General features: G+C 42.6%; 13 protein-coding genes and 1 CRISPR repeat array. Of the genes, 3 read left to right on the forward strand and 10 right to left on the reverse strand.

The features are described 5' to 3' along the window. Nucleotides 1-566: 566 nt before the first annotated feature. The 3 genes from V7K44_RS26340 to V7K44_RS26350 form a co-directional block, all read right to left on the reverse strand. A complete protein-coding gene (locus tag V7K44_RS26340; protein ID WP_334935915.1) occupies nucleotides 567-1,637 on the reverse strand; it encodes a WD40 repeat domain-containing protein in 1,071 nt (356 codons plus the stop codon). A 78-nt stretch (nucleotides 1,638-1,715) separates the two neighbouring features. Beyond that, nucleotides 1,716-2,021 carry a hypothetical protein gene (locus V7K44_RS26345; RefSeq protein WP_334935917.1) on the reverse strand — a complete coding sequence of 102 codons (306 nt, stop codon included), beginning with the start codon at nucleotides 2,019-2,021 and terminating at the stop codon, nucleotides 1,716-1,718. Between the two features lie 365 nt (nucleotides 2,022-2,386). Then, on the reverse strand, nucleotides 2,387-2,557 hold the full coding sequence (locus tag V7K44_RS26350; RefSeq protein ID WP_099099534.1) for a hypothetical protein: 171 nt from the start codon (nucleotides 2,555-2,557) through the stop codon (nucleotides 2,387-2,389). A 437-nt stretch (nucleotides 2,558-2,994) separates the two neighbouring features. On the opposite strand from V7K44_RS26350, the gene ald reads away from it, so the two are divergent. Continuing rightward, a complete protein-coding gene (ald, locus tag V7K44_RS26355; RefSeq protein WP_334935919.1) occupies nucleotides 2,995-4,086 on the forward strand; it encodes an alanine dehydrogenase in 1,092 nt (363 codons plus the stop codon). A gap of 302 nt (nucleotides 4,087-4,388) precedes the next feature. After that, nucleotides 4,389-5,072: a CRISPR direct-repeat array (repeat unit 37 nt; unit sequence ATTGCAATTAACTAAAATCCCTATTAGGGATTGAAAC). A gap of 199 nt (nucleotides 5,073-5,271) precedes the next feature. Here the strand turns inward: ald and dusB are convergent. From dusB to V7K44_RS26370, 3 genes are all read right to left on the reverse strand, one after another. Continuing rightward, the gene (gene dusB, locus V7K44_RS26360; RefSeq protein WP_094349589.1) at nucleotides 5,272-6,327 is read right to left on the reverse strand and encodes a tRNA dihydrouridine synthase DusB; all 1,056 of its coding nucleotides are present in this window, start codon (nucleotides 6,325-6,327) and stop codon (nucleotides 5,272-5,274) included. A gap of 208 nt (nucleotides 6,328-6,535) precedes the next feature. Beyond that, nucleotides 6,536-7,381, reverse strand: a complete 846-nt coding sequence (locus tag V7K44_RS26365) for an Rpn family recombination-promoting nuclease/putative transposase (RefSeq protein ID WP_334935921.1) — start codon at nucleotides 7,379-7,381, stop codon at nucleotides 6,536-6,538. Nucleotides 7,382-7,502: 121 nt separating this feature from the next. Continuing rightward, the gene (locus tag V7K44_RS26370; protein ID WP_334935923.1) at nucleotides 7,503-8,384 is read right to left on the reverse strand and encodes an acyl-CoA desaturase; all 882 of its coding nucleotides are present in this window, start codon (nucleotides 8,382-8,384) and stop codon (nucleotides 7,503-7,505) included. A 172-nt stretch (nucleotides 8,385-8,556) separates the two neighbouring features. Between V7K44_RS26370 and V7K44_RS26375 the strand changes: the two genes are divergently transcribed. After that, nucleotides 8,557-9,786 carry a TetR family transcriptional regulator gene (locus V7K44_RS26375; RefSeq protein ID WP_334935925.1) on the forward strand — a complete coding sequence of 410 codons (1,230 nt, stop codon included), beginning with the start codon at nucleotides 8,557-8,559 and terminating at the stop codon, nucleotides 9,784-9,786. A 400-nt stretch (nucleotides 9,787-10,186) separates the two neighbouring features. On the opposite strand, the gene V7K44_RS26380 is transcribed toward V7K44_RS26375, so the two are convergent. From V7K44_RS26380 to V7K44_RS26390, 3 genes are all read right to left on the reverse strand, one after another. Continuing rightward, nucleotides 10,187-10,609 (reverse strand): hypothetical protein, encoded by a 423-nt coding sequence (locus tag V7K44_RS26380; RefSeq protein ID WP_334935927.1) that lies wholly within the window; start codon nucleotides 10,607-10,609, stop codon nucleotides 10,187-10,189. A 657-nt stretch (nucleotides 10,610-11,266) separates the two neighbouring features. Beyond that, on the reverse strand, nucleotides 11,267-14,530 hold the full coding sequence (locus V7K44_RS26385; protein ID WP_334935929.1) for an NB-ARC domain-containing protein: 3,264 nt from the start codon (nucleotides 14,528-14,530) through the stop codon (nucleotides 11,267-11,269). Nucleotides 14,531-14,685: 155 nt separating this feature from the next. Next, nucleotides 14,686-15,279, reverse strand: a complete 594-nt coding sequence (locus V7K44_RS26390; protein ID WP_334935931.1) for a CHAT domain-containing protein — start codon at nucleotides 15,277-15,279, stop codon at nucleotides 14,686-14,688. Nucleotides 15,280-15,551: 272 nt separating this feature from the next. Between V7K44_RS26390 and V7K44_RS26395 the strand changes: the two genes are divergently transcribed. After that, a complete protein-coding gene (locus tag V7K44_RS26395; protein WP_334935933.1) occupies nucleotides 15,552-15,698 on the forward strand; it encodes a hypothetical protein in 147 nt (48 codons plus the stop codon). 137 nt (nucleotides 15,699-15,835) lie between these two features. On the opposite strand, the gene V7K44_RS26400 is transcribed toward V7K44_RS26395, so the two are convergent. Beyond that, on the reverse strand, nucleotides 15,836-15,961 hold the full coding sequence (locus V7K44_RS26400; protein ID WP_334935935.1) for a hypothetical protein: 126 nt from the start codon (nucleotides 15,959-15,961) through the stop codon (nucleotides 15,836-15,838). Nucleotides 15,962-16,003 lie beyond the last annotated feature (42 nt).

The following is a 16,003-nucleotide window of genomic DNA, read 5'->3' on the forward strand; positions in this document are numbered from 1 at the left end:
AAGTAGCAAGTTATCCTATCTTCAAAATAATAGCGGTTAAGCACTACAAACCTTGGCTTCACACGAGTTCGTGACTTTTAACTGAGTGCATTTACTGACGATGACCATTTCTAAGATTGTCTAAGCTCAGAAATTGTTCCGATCTAGAGGGCAAGTAACTGCACAGATAATTTGAAATTACCTATGTTTATACTTACAGTAATTTGCTGGATAAGATATTAGTTCGGCTGTATTTTCATCAAGTATTCACAGTTCTTCAAGATTTTGGAGCGCTATTGGTTGCTACCATCATTGATTTTGACTAGTTATAGCAAAATTTGATCTGAGCTTTGGTTGATTTTTTACTACAAAAACTCTAAAAAGGCAAGACCAAAGTTTAGCAGATACGGGAAATGATTGGGGGAATTTTTCGGCGTTAGCGATCGTCTGACTTTCTACATGACGTGAGAATTTGAGCTATGGCGATTCACCAAGCCTTGAAAGCAGCGTCAAAATGATATCCCCGACTTCTTAAAAGAAATGGGGGATATAGTCTACTCTTTGACGATTATTTTGTCCGATCGCTGTTACTTTCGTTTTGTTGGAATCCCCCAAATCTTGATTAGTCGATCGAATCCACCACTGGCAAGAATTTTACCATTGGGACTAAAAGCGATCGCACTTACCCAGTCTGTATGTCCACTCAGTGTATTTATTAACTCGCCTGTATTTAAATCCCACAATTTAATCCCATCTCTACCGGCACTAGCAAGGGTTTGTCCATCGGGATTAAGAGCGATCGCATTTACCCAGTTATTATGTCCTGTAAGGGTGCGGACTAATTCTCCAGTATTAATATTCCACAGTTTTATGGTGCGATCGTGGCTAGCACTGACTAATGTTTGTCCATCTGGTGTAAAGATCACAGCGCTAACAGCACTAGAATGAGCTGGCAATTGACTGATGAATTTACCAGTACTCAAATTCCACAGCTTGATTACACCCTTATTATCGCCACTAGCTAAGGTCTGTCCATCAGGACTAATGGCCAGAGTATAAATCAAATTATCAAAGCGTACTATAGTTCCTAGAGGGCGCTGCTGTAGCAAATCCCACATACGAATCCCATCCAAAGCTCCACTGACGAGAACTTTACTATCAGGAGACACTGCTAAAGATAAGACGTTACTGGTATGTCCGACAAAAGAGCGGCTAAATTTTAAATTTTTCAGACTCCAGAGATTAATCGTATTGTCATCGCTACAGCTAGCGAGGGTTTGCCCATCTGGCGAAATCACTAAAGATTCTACCGCTGCTTTGTGTGCTTTGTTAATAGTCGCTAACTTTTTACCCTTTGCTAAATTCCACAGGCGAATTACACCTTCGTTTTCTGCACCTCCACTCACAAGAATTCTGCTATCTGGAGTAAAAGCGAGGGATTTAATGGTTCCGTTATGTCCGATGAGTGTGTAAAGTAGTTGAGCATTAGCAAAGTTAGTTTTAGCTGGGGGGGAGTTTGGCGTTACTTCAATGGCAGCATGAGCTTGATGAATATAAAACCCTTCCCAGGTACTCACTGGAAGGGCAACAGCTGCCATAAATGCCAGGATAATATACGGCCGCAGAAAATTACCGCCACCTCTTCCCTCACTACTCACTCTTTTTCCTCACTTTTATAGATACAGTTAAACCCAATAAATTTTGCAGAGTTATTTTAAGTCATAACTCTGCACATCTTAAAGAGGTGGTTTTTTCTTAGAAACGCTTTTAGAAACGCTTAACATTGGTAAAGGCGCACTAGAAGAACGAGAGGGCAAATAATGTTGCACTACAGGCTCCTCTGGTAAAGGACGACGCTGCTGAAAACGCCACAACTTAAAGCCTAGCGCTATCCCTGCCGTTCCCAAACCAAAAGCAAACAACGACCAGCTATCATTCAATCCGCCAATCAGGGCATCCATAACACCCATTGTCATCAATACACTGATTAGTGGCTCTTTTCGGTAGGTCGACTTCAAAAAACGAGGTAATACAGCATTCATCACAGCTTGGTTGGTTCCAGTTCACCTTTTGTGTATATTTACCAAGAATACCTCACCCATTATTTGCCTTTCTCATTCAAGGCAGACACTAATTTATGATTTTTTTAGTAGGGGGAGGAAATTTACTCATTAATCGCCTTGCACATATTAGTTGCAAGTCTATGATATTTCAATCACTAATAGGTATTTCGATTCCTCTCTTGCTTACATTCTATGGCAGTTATTTATGAATAAGTCTAATTAATGTATCTAGGGCGAAGTACTCCGCTATAAATTATTGAAGTCAAAACCAACTGGTTGTTCCAGCTGGTTGTAACTCTTTTAATTACTAGCTTACAACTTCAAGATTGTGCTTTTTGATGGCACTACTTCAGACCCAGCCATGATAGCACCCCTTGATTGGTGACGTATTCAATCACCAGCATCAAACCAAAGCCAATCATTGCAGCTCGACCATTCAAGCGTTCGGCATATTCGTTAAAGCCAAACTTAGGCTCTTCTAATTTAGGTGTAATTGTTGGTTGTGTTTGTGTCATTTTTTAATAAACCTTATTTTTGGCAAACGGGACTTGATATCAGACTTCTCGTAGAAGTCACAGAAAGTGGGGATAATTGCTACTTGCTTTTCATAGTATCTGGAAAACCCCTCTCTAAATTTCAGTCAAGTTAACTTAAAAGCTGATTGCAATGCTGGAATGCCAAGATGACTTGAGAAATTCAACAAAAGCTTCCTAGTTAGGGAGCTATACAATCGCTCTTTTTAATAAATTGTTACTATTCTTTATATATTGTATAAATACTGGGGCAATAGTCAAGGGTAAGAGTTTGGGCTACTCAGATTGAATTAAGAAAGTTAGAACAGAGATTAGGTATCTCTAATCCAGCTATCTCTAATACGGAACTAGCAAGACGAAAGTAGCAAGCTTGAGATTGGAAAGCTACAGTTAAACAAAAAAATTATCAGAGGCGATATATGGAAATCGGTGTTCCCAAGGAAAATAAGGATCAAGAGTTTCGGGTAGGCTTAAGTCCTTCTAGCGTGCGGGTGCTGCGAGAAAATGGTCATAGCATTTTCGTCGAGACGCAAGCAGGTAATGGTGCTGGATTCTCCGATGATGACTACAAAAGTGCTGGAGCAGAAATTGTCCTCACATCAGAAAAAGCTTGGAATCGGGAATTGGTTGTTAAAGTCAAAGAGCCGCTAACATCTGAGTATAAATTTTTGCAAAAAGAGCAGATACTATTTACTTATTTACACTTAGCAGCCGATCGCAAATTAACAGAGAATTTAATTGATTGTGGCACAACTGCGATCGCTTACGAAACTGTAGAGCAACCTGGGGCAAACAGATTACCCTTGCTCACCCCCATGAGCATAATTGCCGGTCGGCTAGCAGTACAATTTGGAGGCAGATTCTTAGAACGTCAACAAGGTGGTAGAGGTGTACTTTTGGGCGGTGTCCCTGGAGTTAAACCGGGCAAAGTAGTAATTTTAGGTGGCGGCGTTGTCGGCACAGAAGCAGCTAAAATTGCTGTGGGCATGGGTGCTAGCGTCCAAATTTTAGATGTGAGTGTCGAGCGCTTATCTTACTTGGAAACCATCTTTGGCTCTAGAGTCGAATTGCTTTACAGCAACTCTGCTCATATTGAAGCCGCAGTCATTGAAGCCGATTTGCTCATCGGTGCAGTTTTAGTGTTAGGACGTAGAGCGCCAATATTAGTATCTCGTGAATTGGTCAAACAAATGCGTCCTGGTTCGGTAATAGTTGATGTAGCTGTTGACCAAGGCGGTTGTATAGAAACCTTACACCCAACATCCCACACAAATCCCGTATACATTGAAGAGGGTGTAGTGCATTATGGCGTTCCCAATATGCCAGGAGCAGTACCTTGGACAGCAACTCAGGCACTTAATAATAGTACATTACCTTATGTTGTCCAGTTGGCGAATTTGGGAATTTTGGCATTGGAGGTTAACCCAGCATTAGCTAAGGGTGTGAATGTGCAGAATCATCGCTTAGTGCATCCCGCTGTACAAGAGGTATTCCCTGATTTGGTAAATTAAGGTGTGCAAGGATTAGGCGATCGCTTATTTTAATAGAGGTAGCGATCGCCAATCAGACGAATTTTCTTGCTTTATGCGCGGATGGGTAGATATACAAAATGAGAAGGAGCAAAAAAGGCTCTACGCTCCATCTATACAAGACTTTGAGGGCAATGGTACTTTCCAACCATCCGCGCACCTTATGGGGACTGGCTTTCAGGGATTTGCATCTTGTGATATGACTATTCCCTGTGTTATGATTCCTTCATTCGCGCAACTGAACCTTGAAAACCAAATACACCAACGCTTTCAGGAGCCAGCGAATTGCAATTAACTAAAATCCCTATTAGGGATTGAAACCGCCACTACTATCATTCCCAATTGCCATGTGAGCAATTGCAATTAACTAAAATCCCTATTAGGGATTGAAACTTTTTCAAACCCTACCCCGGATGCGGCGGAACATTATTGCAATTAACTAAAATCCCTATTAGGGATTGAAACTGCAAGGCTTTTGTCTGGATCGCCGTGAATTGCAATTGCAATTAACTAAAATCCCTATTAGGGATTGAAACTTTCCAATTGGCGTCCCACCTGCAGCAATACAATATTGCAATTAACTAAAATCCCTATTAGGGATTGAAACAGTGACGAGTTGCACCCATCATTTAGCCAAGAGGATTGCAATTAACTAAAATCCCTATTAGGGATTGAAACTTCAAATGATTTGGTCTATATTCCACCTGTATCAAATTGCAATTAACTAAAATCCCTATTAGGGATTGAAACAAAAGATCCTGAAATTACAGAACCGCCTGGGTTGAATTGCAATTAACTAAAATCCCTATTAGGGATTGAAACTGTTGTACTTTTAGTGGTAACACTGTTACCTTGTTGGATTGCAATTAACTAAAATCCCTATTAGGGATTGAAACTTCTCCCTTGCCAATGACCTCAAGCCCCGCCCAATATTGCAATTAACTAAAATCCCTATTAGGGATTAAAACTACAATCGTGAATTTAAGATAAATCCTGACCCAATACGGTTCAGATAAGCTACAATTCTGCATTGTAATTTAAGAATTTTTCTTTACTTTTTACTTACTATTAGATTTGCCCAGATAAAATGAAGCAGCAGTATGCAAGCGATCGCGTCACTTTTAGCAATCAGCAATATTACCCCAAGCTAGCGATCAAATCAACTTCTTAAAGCATTACCAAGCTACCTTCTGCTTCTTCCTCTAGTTCATAACCATTAGCCAATTTTTCAATTGCTTGGTCAATCATTGCCAAACCCTGATCAACTTTTTCAACTAAACTTAGCTGTCCTCGGAGTTCGGCAGCACCAACGAAACCTTTAGCATACCAAGTCATGTGCTTACGGGCTTGACGTACACCGCGATCGCCTTTATATTCCCACAAGGCTTGTAAATGATCTCTTGCACATTCCAAACGCTGAATTGGGGTAGGTGTCGGTAATATCTCCCCAGTTTTCAGGAAGCGATCGATTTCTCCCACCAAAAACGGATAACCCAAAGTCCCACGGGAACACATTACACCATCAGCGCCAGTTTGTTCTAAACATTTCACCGCCGCTTCAACAGAAAAAATATCTCCGTTCGCAATCACTGGGATAGAAAGCACTTCTTTTACACGGGTAATCCATTCCCAACGGGCATTACCGTTGTACCCTTGGGCGCGGGTGCGTCCGTGTACCGTGATCATTTTTGCCCCAGCATCTTCCATCCGCTTGGCAAAGTCGAGAATAGTAATTTCGTTGTCATTCCAGCCAATACGAGTTTTGACAGTCACAGGTACATCAACGGCTTTTACCACTTCCCGCACAATTGCCTCTGCTACTTCTGGTTGCCGCAACAACGAAGAACCGCCACCATTTTTAGTGATTTTATTAACCGGACAACCCATATTAATATCAACAGTATCAGCACCTTCGGCAACTGCCTTTATTGCTGCTTCTGCCAGGAAATCTGGACGGCAATCAAATAGTTGAATGCTAATTGGGCGTTCATTTGGATCTACCTCCATGATTTTGGGTAACTGCTTGACATAATGCAACCCCGTAGCATTAACCATTTCGGTATACATCATCGAATCTGGCGCATAGCGACGCACAAGACGGCGAAACACCATATCTGTCACTCCAGATAGAGGCGACTGGAGAACCCGACTTTTTACCTCAAAGGAGCCAATCTTTAAGGGTTGGGAGAGTCTAGCTTGAAGAATAGGAGAGAGCGAAATCATAGAAAAAATTAAAAATTATGGGAATGGGAAATAGTAAAAATATGTAGATAAATCCGTGATAAAGAATACAGCAAATTTTAAATTAGTGAGGTACGCAAGCTAAGTCTCAAAGCCAGGTATAAAGCCTGTTTCTCTTCTGTTAGCGCAGCAGGGCGTAGCCCATTCTGACTCCTGACTTCTGAATTCTGAATTCTGCTGTAATTGTAGATTACGTATCCTGGCTTGGAGACTGTTTTTGAATTTCTTGCTGAATCTCTTCTAGAGTTAAACCTAACTCTTTCGCAGTTTCTTCAAAACTCAATCCCAATCTCAATAACAAAGGTATCATTCTAAACTTTTCTTCACGCGCTCCTTCTTGTTTACCTTCTTGCTTGCCTTCTTGTTTACCTTCTTGCTTGCCTTCTTGTTTACCTTCTTGATAAACTCGTGTTTGTTTCAAATCACTTAACCCAAACATACCTTCAATCTCCTCTCGACTCATCATCGGAAACTTATAGACTAATATTGTCTCTATCAATTCTAGTAACTGCCGCCGTTGTGGTTCGATGTTGATTTCTTGCTGGGTTCTCTCTATTAACTGCCTAGCAGCGATAATAGCTGTCTCCTCTTCATCGACGACTAATTTCATCGTAGCAATTCCAACTGGCAATGATGCAGTTTCACCTAATTCATTAAGATAAATGCAACTGATGCGCTGGCTAGCGAAAAATTCACTATAATTCTTGATATCTGCTGTATCCAAACTGCGATTGGGATAGATAACTACTCCTCGCCAAGAATTTTTCGGTTTGTTTTGGCGTAAGTATAAAGAAATTTCTGAAAATAGGCGTGAATAAATTTCGGTGTCGGTTTGAAACTGGACTTCAACAAAATAAATCGGATTTTCTTCTCCTTGTGTTGGGATAAAAACACCATCTATACGGAATGCCGTTTGCTTGATTTCAATTGAGGAGAATTTATAAGTCTCTGCTGTTTGGGGTGGATTGCCAATTAATTCAAAAAAGATCCCAGGAAGTTCTTGAAAAAGACGATAAAAAATGCTGTCAGTTTTCACACTTGATGTATTGCGGTGATTTAATCAGTTAGATTTTACCGTGAAATACTACTGATAAAAATTAGTAAGCCGATTGCGAGAAGCAATCGGCATAACAAATTGATGATAATTTAACTGCAATTTAGCCGTGAGTTGCACCTTGAGGAGGACGCGAGACAACTTTTTTAGCTAAACCCAAAGTCTGCAACACTAGGATGCTCCACCAAGTAACATCAATTTCCCACCAAGAAAACCCAGATTTCGCCATGTGAGGATAAGTATGATGGTTGTTGTGCCAGCCTTCTCCATAAGTGACGATGGATACCCACCAAAGATTACGAGCGCCATCATTGGCATCAAAGGTGCGATAACCCCACAGGTGTGATGCTGAGTTCACAAACCAGGTTGAGTGCCAAAGTAAGACACATCTGAGAAATACTCCGTAGAATACAAAAGGCCATCCTCCTAATGCATATAGGAGCAGTGCGAAGGGTATTTGCAATAGCAAGAAGTAGCGATCTAGCCAACAATAAAAGGGTTGTCTGGCTAAGTCAGGAGCATATTTTTTATAGGTTTCATAGTCAAAAAATTCTGGACGCGGGTAGAAAATCCACAATATATGGCTCCACCAAAATCCTCTTTGAGCAGAATAGGGGTCTAAATTGATATCTTCTGTGTGGGCGTGATGCTGGCGGTGTCCACCTACCCAAAAAATTGGCCCCCCTTGCAAAGCCAGCGCTCCAATAAGGGCGATCGCATACTCTAACCACTTAGGAACCTGAAAACTTTTATGGCTCAGTAGTCGGTGATATCCCAGGCAAATACCAATACTCCCGAATAACCAGTGGAGAAACACTAGCAAACCTAATGCTGGCCAGGAGAAAAACCAAGGAGCCAGAAGTGCTAAAGCATGAAATGTAGCAAAAAATACCACATTTGTCCAACTGAGTTGAGGTGAGTTGCCTCTCTCAGGAGCGATGGCTTCGCCAACGCTTTTAGCGAACGCCCCAAAATTTGCGGTCATAAAAATTCCTGTTGATGGATGATGTAGTGATTTACTTTTTATTGGGCATAATCCCACTAAGGATTTATCCACCCTCTCACTAGTTAGTTAAAGTAGAGTAAAGCAAGTATCACTTACATTTGTTATGCTAGCAGAACTCTGATACCCCTGCAAGTGCCACTTGCATTTTTCTATGTCATCTCACCTTATTTCCACTCGTCAACGCCTTATTCAAGCTGCACTTGAGTTGTTTTCTGCTCAGGGAGTTAGCGCTACTACAACCCGCCAAATTGCTGAAAAAGCCGAAGTCAACGAAGTGACTCTATTTCGAAATTTTGGCAATAAACATGGGCTGCTTTTGGCTGTGCTGGAAGAGTCCGCGGCCTTCAAGGATTTAGGTGAGTCGCTGGTGCGACGGGCAACACCTCCCGGCAATGTTTACCAAGCTCTTAAAGATTATGCAAGTGACACTTTACATACATTAGAACGAGTGCCAGAGTTCGTCCGGTCTGTGGTAGGTGAAGCCGACCAATTCCCGGCAGAAAATCGCCGCGCACTAGGCAGGGGAGTAACAGAGGCAAACCGTTATGTAGCTCAGTATTTAGCTACTGTAATCCAGCAAGGACACCTAAATACTTATTTACCCGCAGAAAAATTAGCCAGTTTGCTGAATGGGATGATTTTGGGATATGCAGTAATTGAGTTCACCAGCGAATTTCACGAACTTTGGGAGGATCGGGACGACTTTTTAGAAAATTTGGTGGAGTTGTTTTTACATGGAGCCATGTCATCTTCAACAGAATCAGCAATAAACTCCTTACAAGGAGGGTTCATTACCACAGAAGTAGCTGATTTACCAGCTAGTTTAGTTCACGAAATTCTGCAACAAGCCAGGAAATTCGGAGTACGAGATCATGCCTTGGCTTACGTATTATTTGGGGCTGGGTTATCCGCTACAGAAATAATTAGCTTAGAGCGATCGCACCAAATCTTCGATACTCAAGGACACTTCCTGCAAATCACAATTCCCGGATTTGTCCGTCAAGTACCTGTGAATCAATGGATTTTGGGCAAACGCTACGGTTCTTTTACTAATAATCCTTTAATCAAATGGCTGAAAAGTCGTAAAGATACTCAAACAGCCATGTTTCTCAATGAAACAGGCACACCCATGACAGAATCAGAGCTTGAGGTACGTTGGCAAATATGGAGTGAGGGATTGTTAACTCCCCAAGGACAAAAGCCAGCGATCGCTCAGGCACAACAAACCTGGCGCGTAGAAATGTTAATGCGGGGAATCACTTTAGAAAATCTGATTATTTTAACAGGTTGCGATCGCGCCCAATTACAACCCTATGTCCGCCGAGCCAAAGAAAAAGCCGCCCTAGAGCAAGCCACCCGTTTGGATCACAAACCGGGATAGGGAGATAAGGGGAATAACGGGACTTAAAAAAAACTGAAGAATAAAAGCTAACCCAGTCAGCGCTATTTGAATTCAGGCGCGATCGCCCCATTGGCAACCAGATAAAAGAGCGATCGTCAGCATAATGTGGTGGTAAATAGCAGTATAAAATAGAACAAAATCTTAATTCATACAACTTCTAATTTATACCCAGAATCAACAACACTCTAGCATGATGCATTTAGACTACTCCAAGTAAAAAAATACCCAATTGTCATTGCAAAGCGTTGCGAAGCAATCGCAATCACTGGGATTGCTTCGCTTCGTACCCTTCTCTACGAGAGGCTGCGCCAACGGAAACGCCAAGGGCGAACGCAATGACGGGTTTTGGATCATTTATTTTTTGGAACACTCTTAAATATTAGGGTAAAACAACAGAGGTTTCTTTACCATTGTTGTTTGCACCATTCAAGGTTGTAGCTGTACTCTCAGATGGGGATTGAGTGTTGCTCGAACGGCGTGATAATTTCTTGCGTGGCTTGCCTCCCGCCTGCATATATTGCAAACTGTCTTTGCCATAATGGGTTGCCACACTCATTAACATCTTTTCAGAGTAGCCGCGCAATTCTTCTTCAATTAGAGAGAGGCGACCTGCCATTTCATCTATGCTAGAGAGTAAAGTGTTGTAGGTAGATAGCTGGGTTTGCAAGTTTTGGATGCGGCTGTTGTAGTCTGTCAAATTTAATCCGTTGCCAAATTCTAGCGTCGGGCTAATCGATCGCATTCCTGCAATTCGACGGAGAGCGTTTTCGAGAGTGGGTGAACTGCGTTTTAGTCGTGCCATAAAATGCTTTCCTGAAGGAAGTTATAGGATTACTGCATGTACTCTAGCCAATGCAACAATAAACTTCTCTGAGAGATAATTCGGAAAAATTAAAGCAAATTAAGATCGACCTAATTATTTTTAGTTGATTGTACTGAGGTATATATTAAACTTGTAAAAAAAGTAACATTCAATAAGCAACAGGTACTTCAAATTCGTTTTGAGGTACTTCAAAGTCGTTTTGAGGTACTTCAAAGTCATTTTGAGGTACTCCAAAGTCATTTTGAGGTACTCCAAAGTCATTTTGAGGTACTCCAAAGTCATTTTGAGGTACTTCAAAGTCGTTTTGAGGTACTTCAAAGTCGTTTTGAGGTACTTCAAAGTCGTTTTGAGGTACTTCAAAGTCGTGTTGAAGTATTAGATGATGAGTTTTTTTGCCTTAACCCGATTTACGGCGAAGGCGATCGCGCCCAAAAGTATCATAAATATAATTCAACTATAGGAGTCCTATTTAATTGTGTGAAAAAAACTCAGCTTTACCCTAATCTTCTAGAATTCTTTTGCAAGAATGCCTTTTGCCTAACGAATTTTAGGGTAAAGCTTTACCATGTAAAGCTTATGAGAGTTAAATGACGCAAATGTCAGGCTGGCTGACTCAGCCCAACTACAAATTATGAATTACTCTTTTGTGCCTTGCAATCGCAAAAAATGCACCTCTCCTGATCCATCCCCAGCAACAACTCTCACTCCATCGGGTGCAACAGCACAGTAAGATATTGCCCCATCCCCTACGAAACTGGCAATTACTTCCCCAGTTTGCCAATTCCAGACTTTGAGGGTGTTGTCACGGGAACCAGAAATCACGTACAAGCCATCTGGGGTGAGAGCGAGTGCCTGTACCCAGTAACTATGACCGACTAGGGTACGCAGTTCTTCTCCAGTTTGCCAATCCCAGACTTTGAGGGTCTTGTCAAAAGAAGCAGAAATCACGTACAAGCCATCTGGGGTGAGGGCGAGTGTTCTTACTAAGTCCTTATGACCGACTAGGGTACGCAGTTGTTTTCCTGTTTGCCAATTCCAGACTTTGACGGTGTGGTCATTGGAAGCAGAAATCACGTACAAGCCATCTGGAGTGAGGGCGAGTGCATTTACTATGTTACTACGACCTACTAGGGTACTATGACCGACTAGGGTACGCAATTGTTCTCCGGTTTGCCAATTCCAGACTTTGAGGGTGTTGTCACGGGAAGCAGAAATCACGTACTTACCATCTGGGGTGAGGGCGAGTGCTTCTACCAATTCACTATGACCGACTAGGGTACGCAATTGTTCTCCGGTTTGCCAATTCCAGACTTTGAGGGTCTTGTCACTGGAAGCAGAAATCACGTACTTACCATCTGGGGTGAGGGCGAGTGCAATTACAAAGTCACTATGACCGACTAGGGTACACAATTGTTCTCCGGTTTGCCAATTCCAGACTTTGAGGGTCTTGTCACGGGAAGCAGAAATCACGTACTTACCATCTGGGATGAGGGCAAGTGCAAACACCCAGTCACTATGACCGACTAGGGTACGCAATTGTTCTCCGGTTTGCCAATTCCAGACTTTGAGGGTCTTGTCATCGGAACCAGAAATCACGTACAAGCCATCTGGGGTGAGGGCGAGTGCATTTACCCAAAAACTATGACCGACTAGGGTACGCAGTTGTTCTCCTGTTTGCCAATTCCAGACTTTGAGTGTCTGGTCACGAGAAGCAGAAATCACGTACAAGCCATCTGGGGTGAGGGTAAGTGCATTTACCCAGTCACTATGACCGACTAAGGTACGCAGTTGTTCTCCGGTTTGCCAATTCCAGATGAAGGTTGTTTCAAGGGAAGCAGAAATCACGTACAAGCCATCTGGGGTTGGGGTGAGGGCGAGTGCTTTTACCGAGTTACTATGACCGACTAGGGTACGCAGTTGTTCTCCGGTTTGCCAATTCCAGACTTTGAGGGTCTTGTCACTGGAAGCAGAAATCACGTACAAGCCATCTGGGGTGAGGGCAACTGCATTTACCAAGTCACTATGACCGACTAAGGTACGCAGTTGTTCTCCGGTTTGCCAATTCCAGACTTTGAGGGTCTTGTCATGGGAACCTGAAATTACGTACTTGCCATCTGAGGTGAGGGCGAGTGTACTTATCGGCTTACTATGACCGACTAGGGTACGCAGTTGTTCTCCGGTTTGCCAATTCCAGACTTTAAGGGTGTTGTCATGGGAACCTGAAATTACGTACTTGCCATCTGAGGTGAGGGCAAGTGTACTTATCGGCTTACTATGACCGACTAGGGTACGCAGTTGTTCTCCGGTTTGCCAATTCCAGACTTTGAGGGTCTTGTCTTGGGAACCAGAAATTACGTACAAACCTTCTGGGGTGAGGGCGAGTGCGTTTACCGAGTCACTATGACCGACTAGGGTACGCAGTTGTTCTCCCGTTTGCCAATTCCAGACTTTAAGGGTCTTGTCTTGGGAACCAGAAATTACGTACAAACCTTCTGGAGTGAGGGCAACTGCATTTACCCAGCCACTATGACCTGCTAGGGTACGTACTAAGGAACCGCCAGGGGGAGCCAAGCTGGCTGTCTGGGGAAGCAAGCTTGGGGTTTTGCATTGCTGCGCCTGCTTTAACAATGCCTGAATTTCATCTCTTTCAAAACCCAGCAACCGCCCTATTAGTTGCCCTGGCAATTGCTGTTTATCTTGATTTAAAATATGTGCTGACAGTCGCAATGCACCTTGAATTAACTGTAAATTTTCATCTTCCGGTAAAAACTCATAATCTGCTAGCAAAGCATTAATATTGATGTTCTCCAACTTCGCCTGCAACCAGCAAAAATCACACAGCAGTTGTTGTAATTCCGTTTCCCTTCTCCCAGCCAGCAAGTGATAGGCTAAATTTTGCCAGATATAGCCGTCATTTTGTAAACTATGCCAACCTTCGGGGTATTTTTCGCCGTAAGCATTCAATAGACGAGTGTGTAAACACCCTATCCCCTCACTTTCGGTTACTAAGGTGGCGTGCTGCTTTCTGACATAATCAAATTGCAAGTCATGCAATCGCAAATTTCCGACTTCATCCCGCAAAGCCAGAGATTTACTCACCAATTCATCAATAACATCTTGGCTATCAAACTCATCTAAACCCAAAGGTTCCCAAAAAGTCTGCAAAACTGCCTCTGGTATGGGTGTATCTTCAGGAAAGACCGCAAAATCTAAATATCGCTGTTGGTAATTCTTATCTAAATTGTCCACACTCACCTGAATTGCCTTGAGTAAATTCGGATAAGGATAATCGGGAAACTGTTGTTTGATTTTCTCTAAATCAGCACTACGTAGTTTTTCTAAAATATTGTGCCAGCGATTTGGCGGTTTAAAGCGCATCATCGCCCCTACCATCGCCAATGCTAAGGGTAAATATCCACATTCCCTTGCTACCTGCTTGGCGACATCATTTTGCTCTGTGGGGTGCAATATCTCCGGTTGATTTGCCCAATCTGCCAAAAGTGCTAACGCCTGTTGTGCATCTAAAACCGCAAGCTGATATTCTTCCCCTCCCAACCCCGTAACTATCGCTGTATTACGGGTGGTAACTAACATTTGACAGTGTTCTCCTAACACATCAAACGCTGTCGCATCATCCAAACGCCAAATATCATCCAAAATCAGTAAGCAAGCTTTATGTGCAAATAACTCCCGCAATCGTGCTTTCGCCAATCCAATTTCAGTAAAAGCCGCTTGCTTGTTGCCCAACACCTGGGCAAGATAGGATTGCCAAGTTAAAATCTGGGGTGTTTGTCCAAATGTTACCCAAAACACCCCATCAGGAAACGCCTTTCTGACTTCTTCATCCCGCGCCAGTGCTGTAGCTAAGACTGTTTTGCCAATTCCGCCCATTCCTTGCACACTAACACGGCGGCTTTTCCCTGTAATTCCTACAGGTTGTTTTGTTAGTGAAAATACTTTGTGTTTTAAGGGTACAAGTTCTTCAGGACGGGGTAAAAAGTGCGGCGGTAATTCTGGGACATTGGTAAGATTTCCTGAAGGTAAGTGATGGGGAGTTAAATTATTTTTTTTTTAATTTCAGGAATCGACTCGCCAGACACACCAGCTAACTCAATCGCATTCCGGGCAATATTAAAAGCAAACTCTACAGGCGAACCAGAATCATATTCGGAATTGTAAGCCAGAAGTGCATCGTAAAATCCCACAACAAATTCAATCGCCGCTTTATCTTCGATTTGATCGTTCATGCCAATCACATAATTAATGTGTTGGGCGATCGCTTTTGCTTGGACTTCGGAGTAGCAAGCATTCAACAGCACACATTCTACTTGATTAGAAAACTGTCCAAAAAGTCCAGCTAATGCTTTTCCCGTAACTAGCTGTTCGTTTCCAGTTTCATCTTCAAAAGCTAATCCTTGTACCCCTGCACCATGCCCAGAAAAGTGGATAATGTTTGGTCGATAATCTAAAATAGCGCGGCGAATATCCCTCGGACGTACTGCCAAATCATACCGTAGATCAAAATTCTCCCGATTTTGCGCCCTTTGCAAACCTTCCTTAATATCACGCAATTCTTCATCAAGACGCAAACGTGCTGTCTGCTTGGGATTTGCTGCCAAAATCAAAATTTTTTGGGTTTTGATGGTCATTACTGACGTTGGGAGTAACTGCTTTTAAGCATACAGCAAAGGGCTAGCAATTTAAATGTAGCGGAGGGACTCTAGCTGCTAGGGCAGAGTCCGAGGCGATCTACCGCCGCTGATTTGAGCCGTTAGCCTGACTGCGCTTTTACCCAACAAATAACCGAATGTTGGTAAAACGATAAAAATCTGGCATACTGACGATAACGCTACCCCTTGTTCCGTCGAGTTTCGTCATTTGTCTGCCCTAGATATCTTAGTCGATCCCCAATTACCGAAAGTTGGTAAAACGGAAAAAAGTCAGCCTGCTGTATCCAGACGCAAGTCGCCAAATCAGCGCAGATATAAGGGTGTGCGATCGCTCCTTTGATGAAACCGCGATTGCCTCTTCCACATTAGAAAAGCGATCGCTCTCTCAAGTCGATTGATTTCATTTTGACCCGCGATCGCCAATGACAATCAAAAAAAGGAATAAAAAGGATCTGACCTTCATATTTGCCAAACTTACTGCAACGAACGAATAAATATAAGTCGTCAATTCTCCTTGGGACTGATAGCGCGATCGCTAATTCAACTTATGCCTAAACGCGATCGCCTTTTGACCGACTTCCCAAAATACGATCGCCCCCTTGACTAAAAGAGCGATGCCTCTCCACAGTAGGAAAGCGATCGCTTTTCTAATGTGGATCAATATTCATTTTGAGGCGCTTTTCTCGCTAATTGCATATCTTTT

Origin of the sequence: Nostoc sp., from assembly GCF_036917235.1 — a bacterium.
Taxonomy (GTDB): domain Bacteria; phylum Cyanobacteriota; class Cyanobacteriia; order Cyanobacteriales; family Nostocaceae; genus Nostoc.